Source organism: Kocuria sp. BT304, from assembly GCF_003290245.1.
GTDB lineage: Bacteria > Actinomycetota > Actinomycetes > Actinomycetales > Micrococcaceae > Kocuria > Kocuria rhizophila_A.
Genome location: NZ_CP030039.1, coordinates 1,173,127 through 1,187,271, shown reverse-complemented (window position 1 = coordinate 1,187,271; position 14,145 = coordinate 1,173,127). Strand labels below are relative to the sequence as shown.

Below are 14,145 nucleotides of genomic sequence, written 5' to 3'. Positions count from 1 at the left end.
CAGCACGCCGCGGTGGGTGCGCCGGCGTGCCGTGCGGATAGGCTGTCCGGGTGCGTTTAGTGATTGCCGACTGCTCCGTCCGCTACGAGGGGCGGCTCAATGCCCACCTGCCCCTGGCACGGCGCCTCATCATGCTCAAGGCGGACGGCTCGGTGCTGATCCACTCGGACGGCGGCTCCTACAAGCCGCTGAACTGGATGAGCCCGCCCGCCACCCTGCGCGTGCGCGAGCCCTCCGAGGAGCTGCTCGCTGACGGTGTCAAGGAGGTGTGGGAGGTCCAGGCCGGCAAGTCCGACGACCGGCTGGTGATCCACATCATGACCGTGCACAGTCGGCTCGAGCACGAGCTCGGCGCGGACCCCGGGCTCATCAAGGACGGCGTGGAAGCCGATCTGCAACGGCTGCTCGCGGAGCAGATCACGCTGCTCGGGGAGGGCTTCTCCCTGGTGCGCCGCGAGTACCCCACCACCATCGGACCGGTGGACATCCTCGCGCGTGACGCCAACGGCGCCACCGTGGCCGTGGAGCTCAAGCGCCGCGGTGACATCGACGGGGTGGAGCAGCTGACCCGCTACCTGGAGCTGCTCAACCGGGACCCGCTGCTGCGTCCGGTGCGCGGAGTCTTTGCCGCCCAACAGATCAAGCCCCAGGCCCGCACCCTCGCCCGGGACCGCGGGATCGAGTGCCTCAGCCTGGACTACGACGAGATGCGCGGCAACGTGGACACCCAGTCCCGGCTCTTCTGACACCGCCCGGGTCCCCCACCGTGGCGCGACCGCGGCACGGGAGCGTCGTCGCCGTCACCAGCCGAGCCCCGCCGAGGGCATGCTGTCTCCTGCGCGTCCGTGCAGGCACGGGAGCCCCTCGGGAGCCACGTCACAGTTGTGCTCAGCGCCCTGAGGACTGTTGACCCTCGACCGCCGGTGTGTGATGCTTGTGATGTTCTCGCTTCATGTTTGACATGCTCGCAGGAATGGTAGCGAGCGTGAAGTTCTGACTGGCGCTGTGGCACAACACATCGTGAGCCGCATCCACAGCCTTCTCGCGGTACCAGTTCAGGTGCACAACCGTGTGCACGCACTACATACTCCAGAAGGAGATGCCCCATTATGGCTCAGGGCACCGTTAAGTGGTTCAACGCAGAGAAGGGCTTCGGCTTCATCACGCCGGACGACGCTGACGGCGACGTCTTCGTCCACTACAGCGAAATCCAGTCGGGTGGCTTCCGCACGCTCGAGGAGAACCAGCGCGTCGAGTTCGAGATCGGCCAGGGCCAGAAGGGCCCCCAGGCCACCGGTGTGACCGTCATCTGACAGTCCCCTCGGACCCGGAAGGCCCCGCCACCCCATGGGTGGCGGGGCCTTCCGCATGTCACGGCCAGCACCTCCCCGCTCCCCTGCTCACGGGCGCAGGGGCGTTCCGCAACGCGCGCGGTCGGCAGCGGGTGGTCCCTCCGCAGCTCAGCCGCGGCCCGCGCTGACCCTGCGCTGGGCGGCCACCCCGGCGGCGGAGAGGTTCTCCACGAAGTGCTCGTAGCCCCGGTCGATGTGCTCCACCCCGGAGACCTCCGTGGTGCCCTCCGCGGCCATGCCCGCGATCACCAGGGCCGCTCCGGCGCGGATGTCCATGGCCTCGACGGGAGCGCCCGAGAGAGTGCGAGCGGGCACGCCGTCCACCCGGGCGTGGTGGCCGTCCAGGTGCACCCTGGCCCCGAGCCGTTCCAGCTCCGCGGTGAAGCCCCAGCGGGCCTCGAACACGTTCTCGGTGATGATCCCGGACCCCTCCGCCACCGCGTTGAGGGCCACCACGAACGGCTGCAGATCCGTGGGGAATCCCGGGTACGGCAGCGTGGACACGTTGATCGCCCGCGGCCGCTCGGGTCCCCTGACCGTGAGTACCCCCTGCCCCGTGGTGATCTCGCAGCCGGCCGCGCGCAGCTTGTCCAGCACCACGGCCATGTGCTCCGGCTCCGCTCCGGCGATCTCCACCGTCCCGCCCGTGACGGCGGCCGCGAACGCCCACGTGCCGGCCACGATGCGATCCGCCACGGTCCGGTGCGTCACCGGGTGCAGGGCTGACACGCCCGTGATGGTCAGCGTGGTGGTGCCCAGCCCGTCGATCCTGGCACCCATGGCCTGGAGCATGCGCCCGATGTCCACGATCTCGGGCTCACGCGCCACGTTCTCCAGAACGGTGACCCCCCGCGCCGTGGTGGCTGCCGTCATGAGGTTCTCGGTGGCACCGACGGACGGATAGCCGAGGCGGTAGGTGGCGCCCACGAGTCCGCCGGGGGCGCTCGCGCGCAGGAACCCCCGCTCGATGCTCAGTGTCGCGCTCATGGCCTCGAGCCCCGCACGGTGCATGTCCAGACCGCGGGTGCCGATCGCGTCGCCGCCCGGCAGCGCGACCTCCGCACGCCGGCAGCGGGCCATCAGCGGACCCAGCACGGAGATCGAGGCACGCATGGCGCGCACGAGGTCGTAGTCGGCCTGGTGACCCAGCTCCTCGGGGACGTCGATCGCCACGGTTCGCCCGGCGGCGTCGTAGTGCACGTCGCAGCCCAGCCGGCGCAGCAGCTCCGCCATCACGGTGACGTCCTGGATCTCCGGGACGTTGGTGATGGTGGAGCAGCCCGGGGCGAGCAGGGCCGCGGCCATGAGCTTGAGCACACTGTTCTTGGCCCCGTACACGGGCAGCCGCCCCTGGACCACCGTGGGTCCGTGAACCTCGATCGTCTCTTCCACGTTTCCTCCTCGGGCGCGGTGGCGCCCCTCCTGCCGTGCTCCGGCGGGCGTGGCGTCCACGCACCCCGTCACAGGGTGGCCGAACGGCGACGACCCCCGCACCCCAGCGGGGCACGGGGGTCGACGTCGACCTGGCGGTTGCGGATCAGGCGGACCGCTGCTCCGCGTCCAGCGTGACCTTGTCGGCCACCACCGTCACGCGGTTGTCGTCCACCGACACGAGTCCGGAGTCGATCCGGCCGCCGAGCCGGTCCCCGTCCACGCGGTCGATCGCGAACTCGCCCGGCTTGAGCAGACCGGCCATGGACTCGTGACCGGGCATGATGCCGATGTCGCCCTCGGTGGTGCGCACACGGACCAGCCGCGCGGCACCCGCCCAGATCTTGCGATCCAGGGCGACGATTTCCACGATGAGCTCGGCCATGGCTTACTTCTCGCCCGTCTCGGCCTTGATCTCGTCCCAGCGTCGCATGACGTCGTCCAGACCGCCCACGTTGTAGAACGCCTGCTCCGGAACGTTGTCCAGCTCGCCGTCGCAGATCTTGCCGAAGGCCTCGATGGTCTCCTCCAGCGGGACGGTGGAGCCCTCCACGCCGGTGAACTGCTTGGCGGTGTAGGTGTTCTGGGACAGGAACTGCTCGATGCGGCGGGCGCGGGAGACCACGACCTTCTGCTCCTCGGAGAGCTCCTCCACACCCAGGATCGCGATGATGTCCTGCAGCTCCTTGTTCTCCTGCAGGATCGACTTCACGCGGGTGGCGACGTCGTAGTGCGTCTGGCCCACGTACTGCGGATCCAGGATGCGGGAGGTCGAGGACAGCGGGTCGATCGCCGGGTACAGACCACGCGAGGCGATCTCACGCGAGAGCTCGGTGGTCGCGTCCAGGTGCGCGAACGTGGTCGCGGGGGCCGGGTCCGTGTAGTCGTCCGCGGGCACGTAGATGGCCTGCATGGACGTGATGGAGTGCCCGCGCGTGGAGGTAATGCGCTCCTGCAGCACACCCATCTCGTCCGCGAGTGTGGGCTGGTAGCCCACGGCGGAGGGGATGCGGCCCAGCAGCGTGGACACCTCGGAGCCGGCCTGCGTGAACCGGAAGATGTTGTCGATGAACAGCAGCACGTCCTGGTTCTGCACGTCGCGGAAGTACTCCGCCATGGTCAGACCGGTCAGGGCCACGCGCAGACGCGTTCCGGGCGGCTCGTCCATCTGGCCGAACACGAGGGCGGTGTCCTTGAGAACGCCCGCCTCCTCCATCTCGACCCACAGGTCGTTGCCCTCACGAGTGCGCTCGCCCACACCGGCGAACACGGAGGTGCCACCGAAGTTGCGGGCCACACGCGTGATCATCTCCTGGATGAGCACGGTCTTGCCCACACCGGCGCCTCCGAACAGGCCGATCTTGCCACCCTTGATGTACGGGGTCAGCAGGTCGATGGACTTGATGCCCGTTTCCATCATCTCGGTGCTGCCCTCGAGCTCCGCGAAGGACGGCGCCTTGCGGTGAATGGGCCAGCGCTCCTGGATGTCCAGCTCGTCGGTGGGCAGGTCCAGCGCGTCACCGAGCACGTTGAAGATGTGGCCCTTGACCACGTCGCCCACGGGCACGGAGATGGGGGCGCCGGTGTCCTGCACCGGGGTGCCGCGCACCAGCCCGTCGGTCTGCTGCAGGGAGATGGCACGCACCACGTTGGTGCCGAGGTGCTGGGCGGTCTCGAACGTGATCCGTCGGGGCTTGCCGTTGAAATCGTAGTCCGCGGTCAGTGCGTTGTAGAGGCCCGGAACCTGGTTCTCGGGGAACTCGACGTCGACCACGGGACCGATGACTCGGGCGATGCGGCCGACGCCGCCGCCCGTCACCGGCTGTGCGGCCTGGTCATTGATGGTGGCAGTCATTTCTCTCACTTCGTTTCGGCTGGCAATGGGCGGGACGCGGGCCTAGAGGGCCTCGGCGCCACTGACGATCTCGGTCAACTCGGTGGTGATCTCCGCCTGGCGGGCGTTGTTCATCAGACGCGTGTACTTCTTGATGAGCTCCGTGGCGTTGTCACCGGCGGCCTTCATGGCCCGCTGGCGCGAGGCCAGCTCGCTCGACGCCGCGTGGCACAGCGCCGAGTACACCCGCGCCCGCACGTAGCGCGGCAGGATCTCGTTGAACACTTCCTCCGGGTTCGGCTCGAACTCGAAGTGGCTGGCGTGCTCCCGCAGGTCCTCGAAACGCTCGGAGACGTCGTCCCCGAGGTCGTTGGCGTCCGCGATCTCGAGCGGCAGCAGCCGCAGCACCCGCGGCTCCTGCGTGACCATGGACTTGAACTGCGTGTACACCAGCAGCACCTCGTCCACGCCCCCGTCCTCGTGCGGGGCGCTGATGTCGTGCATCAGCCGCTCCGTGAGCTCCTCGGCGCGCTCCGTGCTGGCGTTGTCCGTGTTGCCCGTCCAGAATTCGTCGTACTCACGGTGCCGGAAGTCGAAGTACGCCTTGGCCTTGCGGCCCACCAGGTACACGCGAGCTTCCTTGCCCTGCGAGCGCAGCAGCTCCAGCAGCTCCTCCGTGCGCTTGAGCACGTTGGAGGAGTAGGACCCCGCGAGACCGCGGTCCGAGGTGAAGACCATCACGGCAGAGCGCCGCACCTGGTCCGGGACCGTGGTCAGGGGGTGGGAGATGTTGTGCTGCGTGGCGATCTGGGAGGCCGCGCGGGTCAGCGCGTTGGCGTACGGGTACGCACCCTCGAGAGCCTGACGGGACTTGTTGATGCGCGAGGTCGCGATCATCTCCATCGCCTTGAAGATCTTCTTCATGGACGACGTGGACGCGATCTTCTGTCGGTAGACCCGAATCTGCGCTCCCATGGATTTTCCTTTCGGCACCGCGGTGGTGCGCCGGGTCCCGGCGCACCACCTCAGCGGCTACTTCTTGACGATCGTTTCCTGGTTCACAGCGGTCGCGCCCAGGGACTCGTGCTCCTCGACACCGGGCTCGATCCCGTGCTTGGAACCGTGGAAGTCGCGCTTGACCTCCGCCACGGCCGTCTTGAGGGCGGCCACGGCATCGTCCTCGAGCTTGCCCGTGGAGTTGATCGAGTCCATCACGTTGGTGGTCCGGCGCACCTGGTCCAGCAGGGCACGCTCGAAGTCCGCCACGTTGGCGACGTCGACGTCGTCGAGCTGGCCGGTGGTGCCCGCCCAGATGGAGACGACCTGGTCGGCCACGGGGTACGGCGTGTACTGGGGCTGCTTGAGCAGCTCCATGAGACGCTCGCCGCGGGTCAGCTGCTGGCGGGACGCCGCGTCCAGGTCCGAGGCGAACATGGCGAACGCCTGCATCGACCGGTAGGACGCGAGGTCCAGCTTCAGCGTGCCGGAGACCTTTTTCATGGCCTTGACCTGCGCGGCGCCGCCCACGCGGGACACCGAGATGCCCACGTCCACGGCGGGGCGCTGGTTGGCGTTGAAGAGGTCCGACTGCAGGAAGATCTGACCGTCGGTGATGGAGATGACGTTGGTCGGGATGAACGCCGAGACGTCGTTCGCCTTGGTCTCGATGATCGGCAGACCGGTCATCGACCCCGCACCGAGCTCGTCGGAGAGCTTCGCGCAACGCTCCAGCAGGCGGGAGTGCAGGTAGAACACGTCACCGGGGTACGCCTCACGTCCCGGGGGACGCCGCAGCAGCAGGGACACGGCACGGTAGGCCTCGGCCTGCTTGGAGAGGTCGTCGAAGACGATCAGCACGTGCTTGCCGCCGTACATCCAGTGCTGGCCGATGGCCGAGCCAGCGTAGGGGGCGAGGTACTTCAGACCCGCGGACTCGGAGGCCGGGGCCGCCACGATGGTGGTGTACTCCAGCGCGCCGTTGTCCTCGAGGGTCTGGCGCACGGCCGCGATGGTGGAGGCCTTCTGCCCCACCGCCACGTAGATGCAGCGGACCTGCTTCTCGACGTCGCCGGACTCCCAGTTGGAGCGCTGGTTCAGGATGGCGTCCACCGCGATGGCGGTCTTACCGGTCTGGCGGTCGCCGATGATCAGCTGACGCTGCCCGCGCCCGATCGGGATCATGGCGTCGATGGCCTTGATGCCGGTCTGCAGCGGCTCGTGCACCGACTTGCGCATGGTCACGCCCGGGGCCTGGAGCTCGAGCTCACGGCGGCCGTCGGTCGCGATGGGGCCGAGGTCGTCGAGGGGCTCACCCAGGGGGTCGACCACGCGACCGAGGTAGCCCTCGCCCACGGGCACGGAGAGGACCTCTCCGGTGCGGTGGACCTCCTGACCCTCCTCGATGCCCTGGAAGTCCCCGAGCACCACGACGCCGATGTCGCGGGTGTCGAGGTTCAGGGCCAGGCCCAGCACCCCGTTCTCGAACTTGAGCAACTCGTTGGCCATGACGGAGGGCAGACCCTCCACATGGGCGATGCCGTCCGCCGCGGACGACACGCGCCCCACTTCCACTCGTTCTACGTTGCCGGGATCGTAGGACGCCGCGAAATCGTTCAGCGCGCTACGGACTTCATCGGCATTGATGGTCACATCGGCCATCTGCTGTCCCTGCTCTCTACGTCGTGTGATCATCGCGTCAGCAATGACCAAGCTTGTATTTGTCGCGATGCGTTGCCCCATCGCCGTGCAGCCGCTCGGGCGGCCCGTGGAGGCAACGCGACGAGATGCCGGCACCGACCGACTCCCCGCGATCCTCGCTCCACGAGAGGATCAGGCCCCGATCCGCTGCTGCAGCTGGCCCAGCCGGTGGGTGAGCGAACCGTCGATGATCTCCTCACCGACCTGCACGCGCAGGCCTCCGACCAGCGAAGGATTGGTCTCGGTGGTGAGCTTGAGGTCCCGGCCGTACAGGCGGTTCAGACCGTCCTGCAGCCTGGCCAGCTGCTCCTCGCCCAGCGGTCGGGCCGTCTCCACGCGAGCGATCCAGCGCTGCTGCCGGTCCGCGACCCACTGGGCGAACTGCTCCAGCAGCCGACCGGGGAGGGATCCGCGCGGAGCGCTCACGGCGCGCTCGATCAGCAGGGCCGCCTCGTCGGACTCCGTGTGCGCGAGTCGACGGGCCAGGGTGACCTTGGCCTCGGCACTCGCGCGGGAGTCCGAGAACGCCCGCTGGACGTCCGCGGAGCGGTCCAGCATGGACTTGAACCGGATGAGGTCGTCCACGAGGGCCTCGAGGGCGTGTCCGCCCCCGCGGTTCTCCGCGGCGGCCGCCGCGATGAGCACCGCGGTGCGTTCGATCCCGTCCCCCAGCTGGCGCTCGGTGGCGCTGCGCTGGGAGGCGAGCTCGGCCACGATGTCCACGGCCACCTCGTTCGCCCGCCCGTCGAGGAGCGTGTGCACGAGACGTGCGCGGTCCTCGCCGGAGCGGGAGGGATCCGTGAGGGCACGGCGCAGTGCGCCGTTGGCGTCCACGATGTCCACGATCTCGAACAGCTGGTGCGCGATCTCGGGGGTTGCGGCCGCCGCCCAGCGGTCCACGTCCACGGTGAGCGGACGGTAGGGTTCGTTCGATGCTTCTGCCATTACCGTGCAGCTCCCGTGCGACCTTGCTCGGCATCCAGGTCCGCCAGGAAGCGATCCACCACGCGGTTGGCGCGGTCGTCGTCGTTGAGGGACTCACCGACGATCTTGGACGCGAGCTGTGTTGCCAACGTGCCGACCTCGTCCCGCAGGGAGACGACGGCCGCGGCACGCTCGGCCTCGATGGCCTTGTGCGCGTTCTCGGTGATCCGAGCCGACTCCATGTTGGCCCGGTCCTTGAAGTCCGCCAGGATCTTCTCGCCCTCTGAGCGAGCTTCCTCACGGATCTTCTGGGCCTCGAGGCGGGCACTTTCGAGCTGCTGGTTGTACTCGTCGCGAGCCGCCTTGGCCTCGGCCTGAGCGGCCTTGGCCTTGGCAAGTCCACCCTCGATGGCGTCCGCGCGGTCCTTGAAGACCTTCTCGAACGCCGGGACGATGTACTTGATCGCGATGAAGAGCAGAATCACGAACCCGATGCCGGTAATCAGCATTTCCCAGACGTCCGGGATGAGAGGATTGGCCTCTTCGGCTGCCAACACCATTGCGTTCATGAGCGCGATTCCTGTTCTCTAGTTAGGGCTTGTCCGATGGGCCTTGCCCTACTTGATGAACGCGAGGACCAGGCCCAGGATGGCCAGGGCCTCGACCACTGCGAAGCCCATGAACAGCATGGGCTGCAGGACGCGCTGGGACTCGGGCTGGCGGGCCACGGACTGCATGTAGGCAGCGAAGATGAGACCCACACCGATGCCACCGCCGATGGCAGCGAGACCGTAGCCAATGACGCTAAGCGAACCTTCCATTGTGGATATTTCCTTTCTGGGTGCCCGCGGGTGCGGGCCGTGGTGCCGTTACGGGAGTCGTAAGCGGGCGATGGTCAGGGGTGAGCGGCCCGGGGGTCGCGCTCCTTCGTGGGGCTAGTGCCCCTCCTGCAGTGCGCCCTGTACGTACACGGCGAACAGCAGGGTGAAGATGTAGGCCTGGAGGACCTGGATGAGGACCTCGAGGAAGTAGATGAACAGTCCCAGCACGATGCCGAACACGGAACCGCCGATGCCCATCACGCCGCCCACCTCGGTGGCGAGGAACGCGGTCAGGGCCGCCGCGACCATGATGGCCATGTGACCGGCGAACATGGTGGCGAACACACGCAGGGCGTGGGTCACGGGGCGGATGATGAGGTTCGAGAGGAACTCGAGCGGGATCAGGATCACGTAGAGGATCTTGGGGACGTTCGGGGGCATGGTCATCTTGACCATGAACTGCCCGAGGCCGTGGCGCTTGATGCCCACGCCCACCCAAATCACGTAGGCGATGGCCGCGAGGATGTACGCGGAGCCCGGGTGGGAGAAGGTGGGAAGCTGCAGCACGGGGATGGACCCGAAGAGGTTGTTCACCAGCAGGAAGAAGAAAAAGGTGAACAGCAGGGGCACGAACGGGCGGAAGTCCTTCTCGCCGATGATGTCGCGGCCCAGGTGGTTGCGCACGAACCCGTAGCCCATCTCACCCAGGTATTGACCCTTGGAAGGGACCATGGCTCGGCGCCGGATCACGAACATGAAGAAGCCAGCGATCAGCACCACCGAGAGGAGGATCAGCAGGGTCTGCTTGCCGAAGGCGAACGAACCGACCTCGAAGAACGGGGGAAGATGCATGTCTTCCGTGGACGGGGCCACGAATTCGGCCGGAATCCTCAGGGCGGGGTTCAATACGGGTCCTTTCTGCGGTATCCAGACCGGTCACGCGCCGGGCCGTGGGCCCGGTTCGGCTGACGTCCTTGTCTCCGAGGGGGTCTTCTGCGGGGTGGTGCTGCGGTTCAGAGCGTCCCTCATGTGGAGGTAGCCGAGGTACACCCCGGCGGACGCGCCGAAGACGGCTCCCGCGATCACTATCCACCGTGTTCCCAGCAGGTGATCCAGGAGCCAGCCTATCAAACTCCAAAACGCCGCACCGACCACGACGTACAGCAGCACGGCGAGTCCTCCGCCGAGTCCTCCGCGCTCCACGAGCTCCCCCGCCGTGTGCAGGGTGTCCTGGCGTGCGGCCCGGGTGTAGCGCTCCGAGGCGGAGCGCAGCCCCGGTGTCCGGCGCGGCCCTCGGGGATCCTGTGGCGTGGTCATGGTGTCTCCTTCTCGGAGGGGGCTGCGGGTGCGGCGGCGGCCACCAGTCGGGCCTCCCGCATGCTCACGCGGTGGGCCAGCACGGCGGAACCCACCGTTGTGGCCGCGAGCACGGTGAGCACTGCGGTAAGGAAGGTCCCCGGCGCCAGCCAGGGGGGCGTCCCGGGGACGAGCAGCAGCCACCCGAACGCGAGGACCTTGATCAGGTAGAGGGCCGCGAGCGCGGGGGCGGTGGCCGCCGGTGCGGTGCGGAACAGCTGGGCGGCCACCAGTACGGTGGCCCCGGCGCTCAGCAGCACGAGTCCCCCGCCGAAGCAGGCGGAGCGGACGCCGTCCCCGAGGCCCGGGCGGTAGGCCGCGACGAGCAGCAGCACGGCGAGCAGCATGGCCCCGGCGGCGGCGGCGCGGGCTCCCGGCGCGTACGACGCGCGGCCGGGGGCGGCGTCGTCGCGCGGGGTGGCCGGCGCGGGAGCGCTCACGCGCGCGGCTCCCGGCCGGCGGGGCGCCTGCGGGCGAGCAGGACCGGGGCGGCGAGGTACGCGACCACCACGAGCACCACGGCGAGCCCGGCGACCACCGAGCCCGTGCCGTTGGCGCGCAGCCCGTAGAGCGAGATCAGGCTCACGAGCACCGTGGCCGCGGTGACCGTAAGGGCGGACTGCACGTGGCTGAGACCGGCGTCCGTGAGCCGCTGGTAGGCGTGCTGGCGGTGCGGCTTGTACCAGACCTCGCCGCGGCGGATCCGCAGCACGAGCGTCACGGCGGTGTCCGCGAGGTAGATGAGCAGGGGCGGCAGCAGGAACTCCACGTACACGCCCGAGAGGAACGCGCCGATCGCCATCGCCGCAATGGCCCCGCCCAGCACGTAGGAGCCCACGTCCCCCAGGAACACCGTGCCGCGGCCCAGGTTCCAGGGCAGGAAGCCGAGGAACGCACCGGCCAGGGCGAGGCCTGCGCACACCATCCAGGCCATGTCGTTGACGCCGCCGGCCCACGCGTAGAGCAGGCCCACCGCGCCGCCGTGCAGCCCGGAGATACCGTTGATCCCGTCCATGAAGTTGGCGATGTTGATGTAGGCCACCGTGGCCGCGACCCCCACGGGCCACCACCACGCGGGAATGCCCAGGGCCACGATCAGCGCGGCGGTGCCCAGTGCGCCGATCAGCGCCTGCACCCCGAGCCGCACGCCGATGGACACCCCGCGGTAGTCCTCGGCCCAACCGAGCGCGGCGCTGCCGACGGTCATGGCGAGCACCACCAGGGCGATCGAGCGGTCGACGGGGATCAGCCCGGTCACCAGGGCCGCGCCGTAGCTGAGGATCAGCGCGAGCGCCACGGCCAGGCCCATGCCGCGCAGCACCGGGCGGGAGTGCGAGGACCTGTCCGAGGGGATGTCGACGACGCCCCATCGCGTCAGCAGCGGACGCACCGCGAACGGCAGCACGGCCGAGAGCGCGAACGCGAGGCCGAGGGTCCAGGGCGCGAGCCCCAGGATCATCCGCAGCGCGTCGCCGTCGGACAGCGCGGCCGGACCGGTCACGAGGTCCGGGACCCAGGCCCCCGCGGCGGGCGCGAGTCCCAGGGGGTGCGCGTGGGGTGCGAGCCACGGCTGTCCGGGCCCCGCGGCCGCGATCTGCGCGGCGGCAGCACCGGGAATGACCGCGCCCGGGAGGCCGGACGCCCATGCGGCGGGGACCAGGGAAACGGGCACTGCCACGGCGCTCACGAGTCCCCTCCCGTCCGCGCGGTGCCACCGGGGTGGCCGGAGCCCGGCTCGTCCGGGGGCACCGGGGACGTGGCGGCCGAGGTGGCGCCACCGGGAGCGGAGGAGCCGGACGATCCCGGGGCGGCGTCGTCGTCGCGCCGACCGCCGGAGGTGCCCGAGCGCTCCGCGGCGCGCGGCACCGAGAAGTCGGTGATCCGCGGCTGGGTGCTGACCGCGACCTGCGGGATGGAGCCGGTGAACATCATCCCGCCGCGCACCTTCCACACGTGACGGTCCAGGTTGGCCGGGTCCAGGCGTTCGGCCTTGGCGTGGGAGATCTTGGGGTGGAAGGGGCGCTCGTCCGTCTCCCCCGCCCCGATGAGGTCCTCGTGCAGCTTCTCGCCGTGGCGCAGCCCGGTGATCTCGATGCGGATGTCCTCCCGCCCGGACATCGAGCGCAGCCGCTGGGCGATGTCCATGATCCGCACGGGCTGGCCCATGTCCAGGATGAGCACCTCTCCCCCGCGGGCGATCGCTCCGGCCTGGATCACCAGCTGACAGGCCTCCGGGATGGTCATGAAGTAGCGGGTGGCGTCCGGGTGGGTGACCGTGATGGGCCCGCCCTGGCGGATCTGCTCCGCGAACAGCGGCAGCATGGACCCGCGCGAACCGAACACGTTGCCGAAGCGCACGGACGCGTAGCGCTTGCCCGTGCGGTCCCCCATCCAGGCGGTGAGCTTCTCCGCGACGCGCTTGGAGTGTCCCAGGGCCGTGGTGGGGTTGGCTGCCTTGTCCGTGGAGATGTTCACGAACACGTCCACGTCCACGGCGGCCGCCGCGCTGAGCACGTGCAGGGAGCCCATCACGTTGGTCTTCCAGGCCTCGTCCGGGTACTGCTCCAGCAGGGAGACGTGCTTGAGGGCCGCGGCGTGGAAGACCACCTGGGGGCGGCGGTCCTCGAAGACCTTGGACACGGCGTCGGTGTCCCGGATGTCGCACAGCACGGTGTCGTTGCCGTCCAGCAGCCCGCGGCCGGTGATGGAGATCTGGGTGGCCTGCAGCCCGGACTCGTCCCGGTCCACCATGATCAGCTCGGACGGCTCGAAGCCCACGAGCTGGCGGCACAGCTCGGAGCCGATGGAGCCGCCGGCACCGGTGACCAGCACGCGCTTGCCCGTGACGTAGCCGGCGATCGCGTCCACGTGGATGTCCACGGGGCGGCGCCCGATCAGGTCCTCCATGGAGATGTCCCGCAGGTCCACGCTCTGGTGCGCGCCGGTGAGCATGTCGCTCAGCGGCGGGACGGTCATCACGCGGGTGCCCGTGCCCTCCACGGCGTCGGAGACGCGGCGCATGGTGCGGGGGTCCACGTCCGCGACGGCCACGATCAGCACCCCGGCGCGCGTGTGCTCCAGGACGGAGGCCGCGTCGTGCAGGGTGCCCATGACCGGCACGGAGGAGATCCGCAGGTGCTTCTTGGCGGGGTCGTCGTCGAGCAGGGCCACCGGCAGGAACCCCGAGGCCGGGTCCTGCATCATGCGGTGGACCAGGAACGTGCCGAGCGCACCGGCGCCGAAGATCACCACGTTCTGGGCCTGATCACCGGGCTTGGCCGTGGACTCCTGGTACATGCGCTTGAGGTAGCGGAACGCGGCCATCAGCAGGCACGCGAAGGGGAAGGCGATGAAACCGAGGGACCGTGGGATCCACAGCGAGACGCCGAAGACCAGCAGCACGCCCTCGAGCAGGGCGGTCACGATCACCGTGACCACCACCAGCAGCTTGGCCTCCTCGAAGCTGCCGAACGAGTAGCGCCCCTTGTACAGGGCGAAGGAGAACCCCACGAGCAGCTGCAGCACCACCGCCACGAGGCACGCGACGACCACCCCGCCCACGGAGACCAGCTCGATGTGCAGCTCGAAGCGCAGCAGCACGGCCACCCACAGCGCCACGATCCACGCAACCGAGTCCAGGATCATCTGGATCCACAGCCACGCGACCGGTTTGTCCGCTCGGGGGGTGGTGACGGGGTTGACCATGGGGTGACAAGTCCTTTCGGGTGCG

General features: G+C 69.1%; 15 protein-coding genes. 2 read left to right on the top strand and 13 right to left on the bottom strand.

Features of this window, described 5'->3' with window-relative positions; translation table 11 throughout:
- Window positions 1-50: 50 nt before the first annotated feature.
- Window positions 51-746 (top strand): endonuclease NucS, encoded by a 696-nt coding sequence (nucS, locus tag DNL27_RS05395; RefSeq protein WP_012398056.1) that lies wholly within the window; start codon window positions 51-53, stop codon window positions 744-746.
- A 363-nt stretch (window positions 747-1,109) separates the two neighbouring features.
- A complete protein-coding gene (locus DNL27_RS05390; RefSeq protein WP_012398055.1) occupies window positions 1,110-1,313 on the top strand; it encodes a cold-shock protein in 204 nt (67 codons plus the stop codon).
- A gap of 147 nt (window positions 1,314-1,460) precedes the next feature.
- On the opposite strand, the gene murA is transcribed toward DNL27_RS05390, so the two are convergent.
- The 13 genes from murA to DNL27_RS05325 form a co-directional block, all read right to left on the bottom strand.
- Window positions 1,461-2,744: a UDP-N-acetylglucosamine 1-carboxyvinyltransferase gene (murA, locus tag DNL27_RS05385; protein WP_112234925.1), complete on the bottom strand. Its 1,284-nt coding sequence runs from the start codon at window positions 2,742-2,744 to the stop codon at window positions 1,461-1,463.
- Between the two features lie 145 nt (window positions 2,745-2,889).
- On the bottom strand, window positions 2,890-3,168 hold the full coding sequence (locus DNL27_RS05380; protein WP_012398053.1) for a F0F1 ATP synthase subunit epsilon: 279 nt from the start codon (window positions 3,166-3,168) through the stop codon (window positions 2,890-2,892).
- 3 nt (window positions 3,169-3,171) lie between these two features.
- On the bottom strand, window positions 3,172-4,638 hold the full coding sequence (atpD, locus tag DNL27_RS05375; RefSeq protein ID WP_012398052.1) for a F0F1 ATP synthase subunit beta: 1,467 nt from the start codon (window positions 4,636-4,638) through the stop codon (window positions 3,172-3,174).
- Window positions 4,639-4,680: 42 nt separating this feature from the next.
- Window positions 4,681-5,592, bottom strand: coding sequence for a F0F1 ATP synthase subunit gamma (locus DNL27_RS05370; protein ID WP_012398051.1), 912 nt, complete (start codon window positions 5,590-5,592; stop codon window positions 4,681-4,683).
- A 57-nt stretch (window positions 5,593-5,649) separates the two neighbouring features.
- A complete protein-coding gene (gene atpA / locus DNL27_RS05365; protein WP_012398050.1) occupies window positions 5,650-7,275 on the bottom strand; it encodes a F0F1 ATP synthase subunit alpha in 1,626 nt (541 codons plus the stop codon).
- 171 nt (window positions 7,276-7,446) lie between these two features.
- On the bottom strand, window positions 7,447-8,259 hold the full coding sequence (locus DNL27_RS05360) for a F0F1 ATP synthase subunit delta (protein WP_112234924.1): 813 nt from the start codon (window positions 8,257-8,259) through the stop codon (window positions 7,447-7,449).
- The gene (locus tag DNL27_RS05355; protein ID WP_070105247.1) at window positions 8,259-8,807 is read right to left on the bottom strand and encodes a F0F1 ATP synthase subunit B; all 549 of its coding nucleotides are present in this window, start codon (window positions 8,805-8,807) and stop codon (window positions 8,259-8,261) included. Before DNL27_RS05355 ends, DNL27_RS05360 begins: the two co-directional genes overlap by 1 nt.
- Before the next feature lie 48 nt (window positions 8,808-8,855).
- Complete coding sequence (gene atpE, locus DNL27_RS05350) at window positions 8,856-9,059, bottom strand: ATP synthase F0 subunit C (RefSeq protein WP_012398047.1); 204 nt, start codon at window positions 9,057-9,059, stop codon at window positions 8,856-8,858.
- A gap of 114 nt (window positions 9,060-9,173) precedes the next feature.
- Window positions 9,174-9,965 (bottom strand): F0F1 ATP synthase subunit A, encoded by a 792-nt coding sequence (atpB, locus tag DNL27_RS05345; protein ID WP_012398046.1) that lies wholly within the window; start codon window positions 9,963-9,965, stop codon window positions 9,174-9,176.
- Window positions 9,966-9,995: 30 nt separating this feature from the next.
- Window positions 9,996-10,376 carry an AtpZ/AtpI family protein gene (locus DNL27_RS05340; protein ID WP_012398045.1) on the bottom strand — a complete coding sequence of 127 codons (381 nt, stop codon included), beginning with the start codon at window positions 10,374-10,376 and terminating at the stop codon, window positions 9,996-9,998.
- Entirely contained in the window at window positions 10,373-10,855 is a 483-nt protein-coding gene (locus DNL27_RS05335) for a hypothetical protein (RefSeq protein WP_112234923.1), read from the bottom strand. Before DNL27_RS05335 ends, DNL27_RS05340 begins: the two co-directional genes overlap by 4 nt.
- Entirely contained in the window at window positions 10,852-12,102 is a 1,251-nt protein-coding gene (locus DNL27_RS05330) for a glycosyltransferase family 4 protein (RefSeq protein ID WP_229566936.1), read from the bottom strand. The genes DNL27_RS05335 and DNL27_RS05330 overlap by 4 nt, the downstream gene beginning before the upstream one ends.
- Complete coding sequence (locus DNL27_RS05325) at window positions 12,099-14,120, bottom strand: nucleoside-diphosphate sugar epimerase/dehydratase (RefSeq protein WP_112234922.1); 2,022 nt, start codon at window positions 14,118-14,120, stop codon at window positions 12,099-12,101. Before DNL27_RS05325 ends, DNL27_RS05330 begins: the two co-directional genes overlap by 4 nt.
- Window positions 14,121-14,145 lie beyond the last annotated feature (25 nt).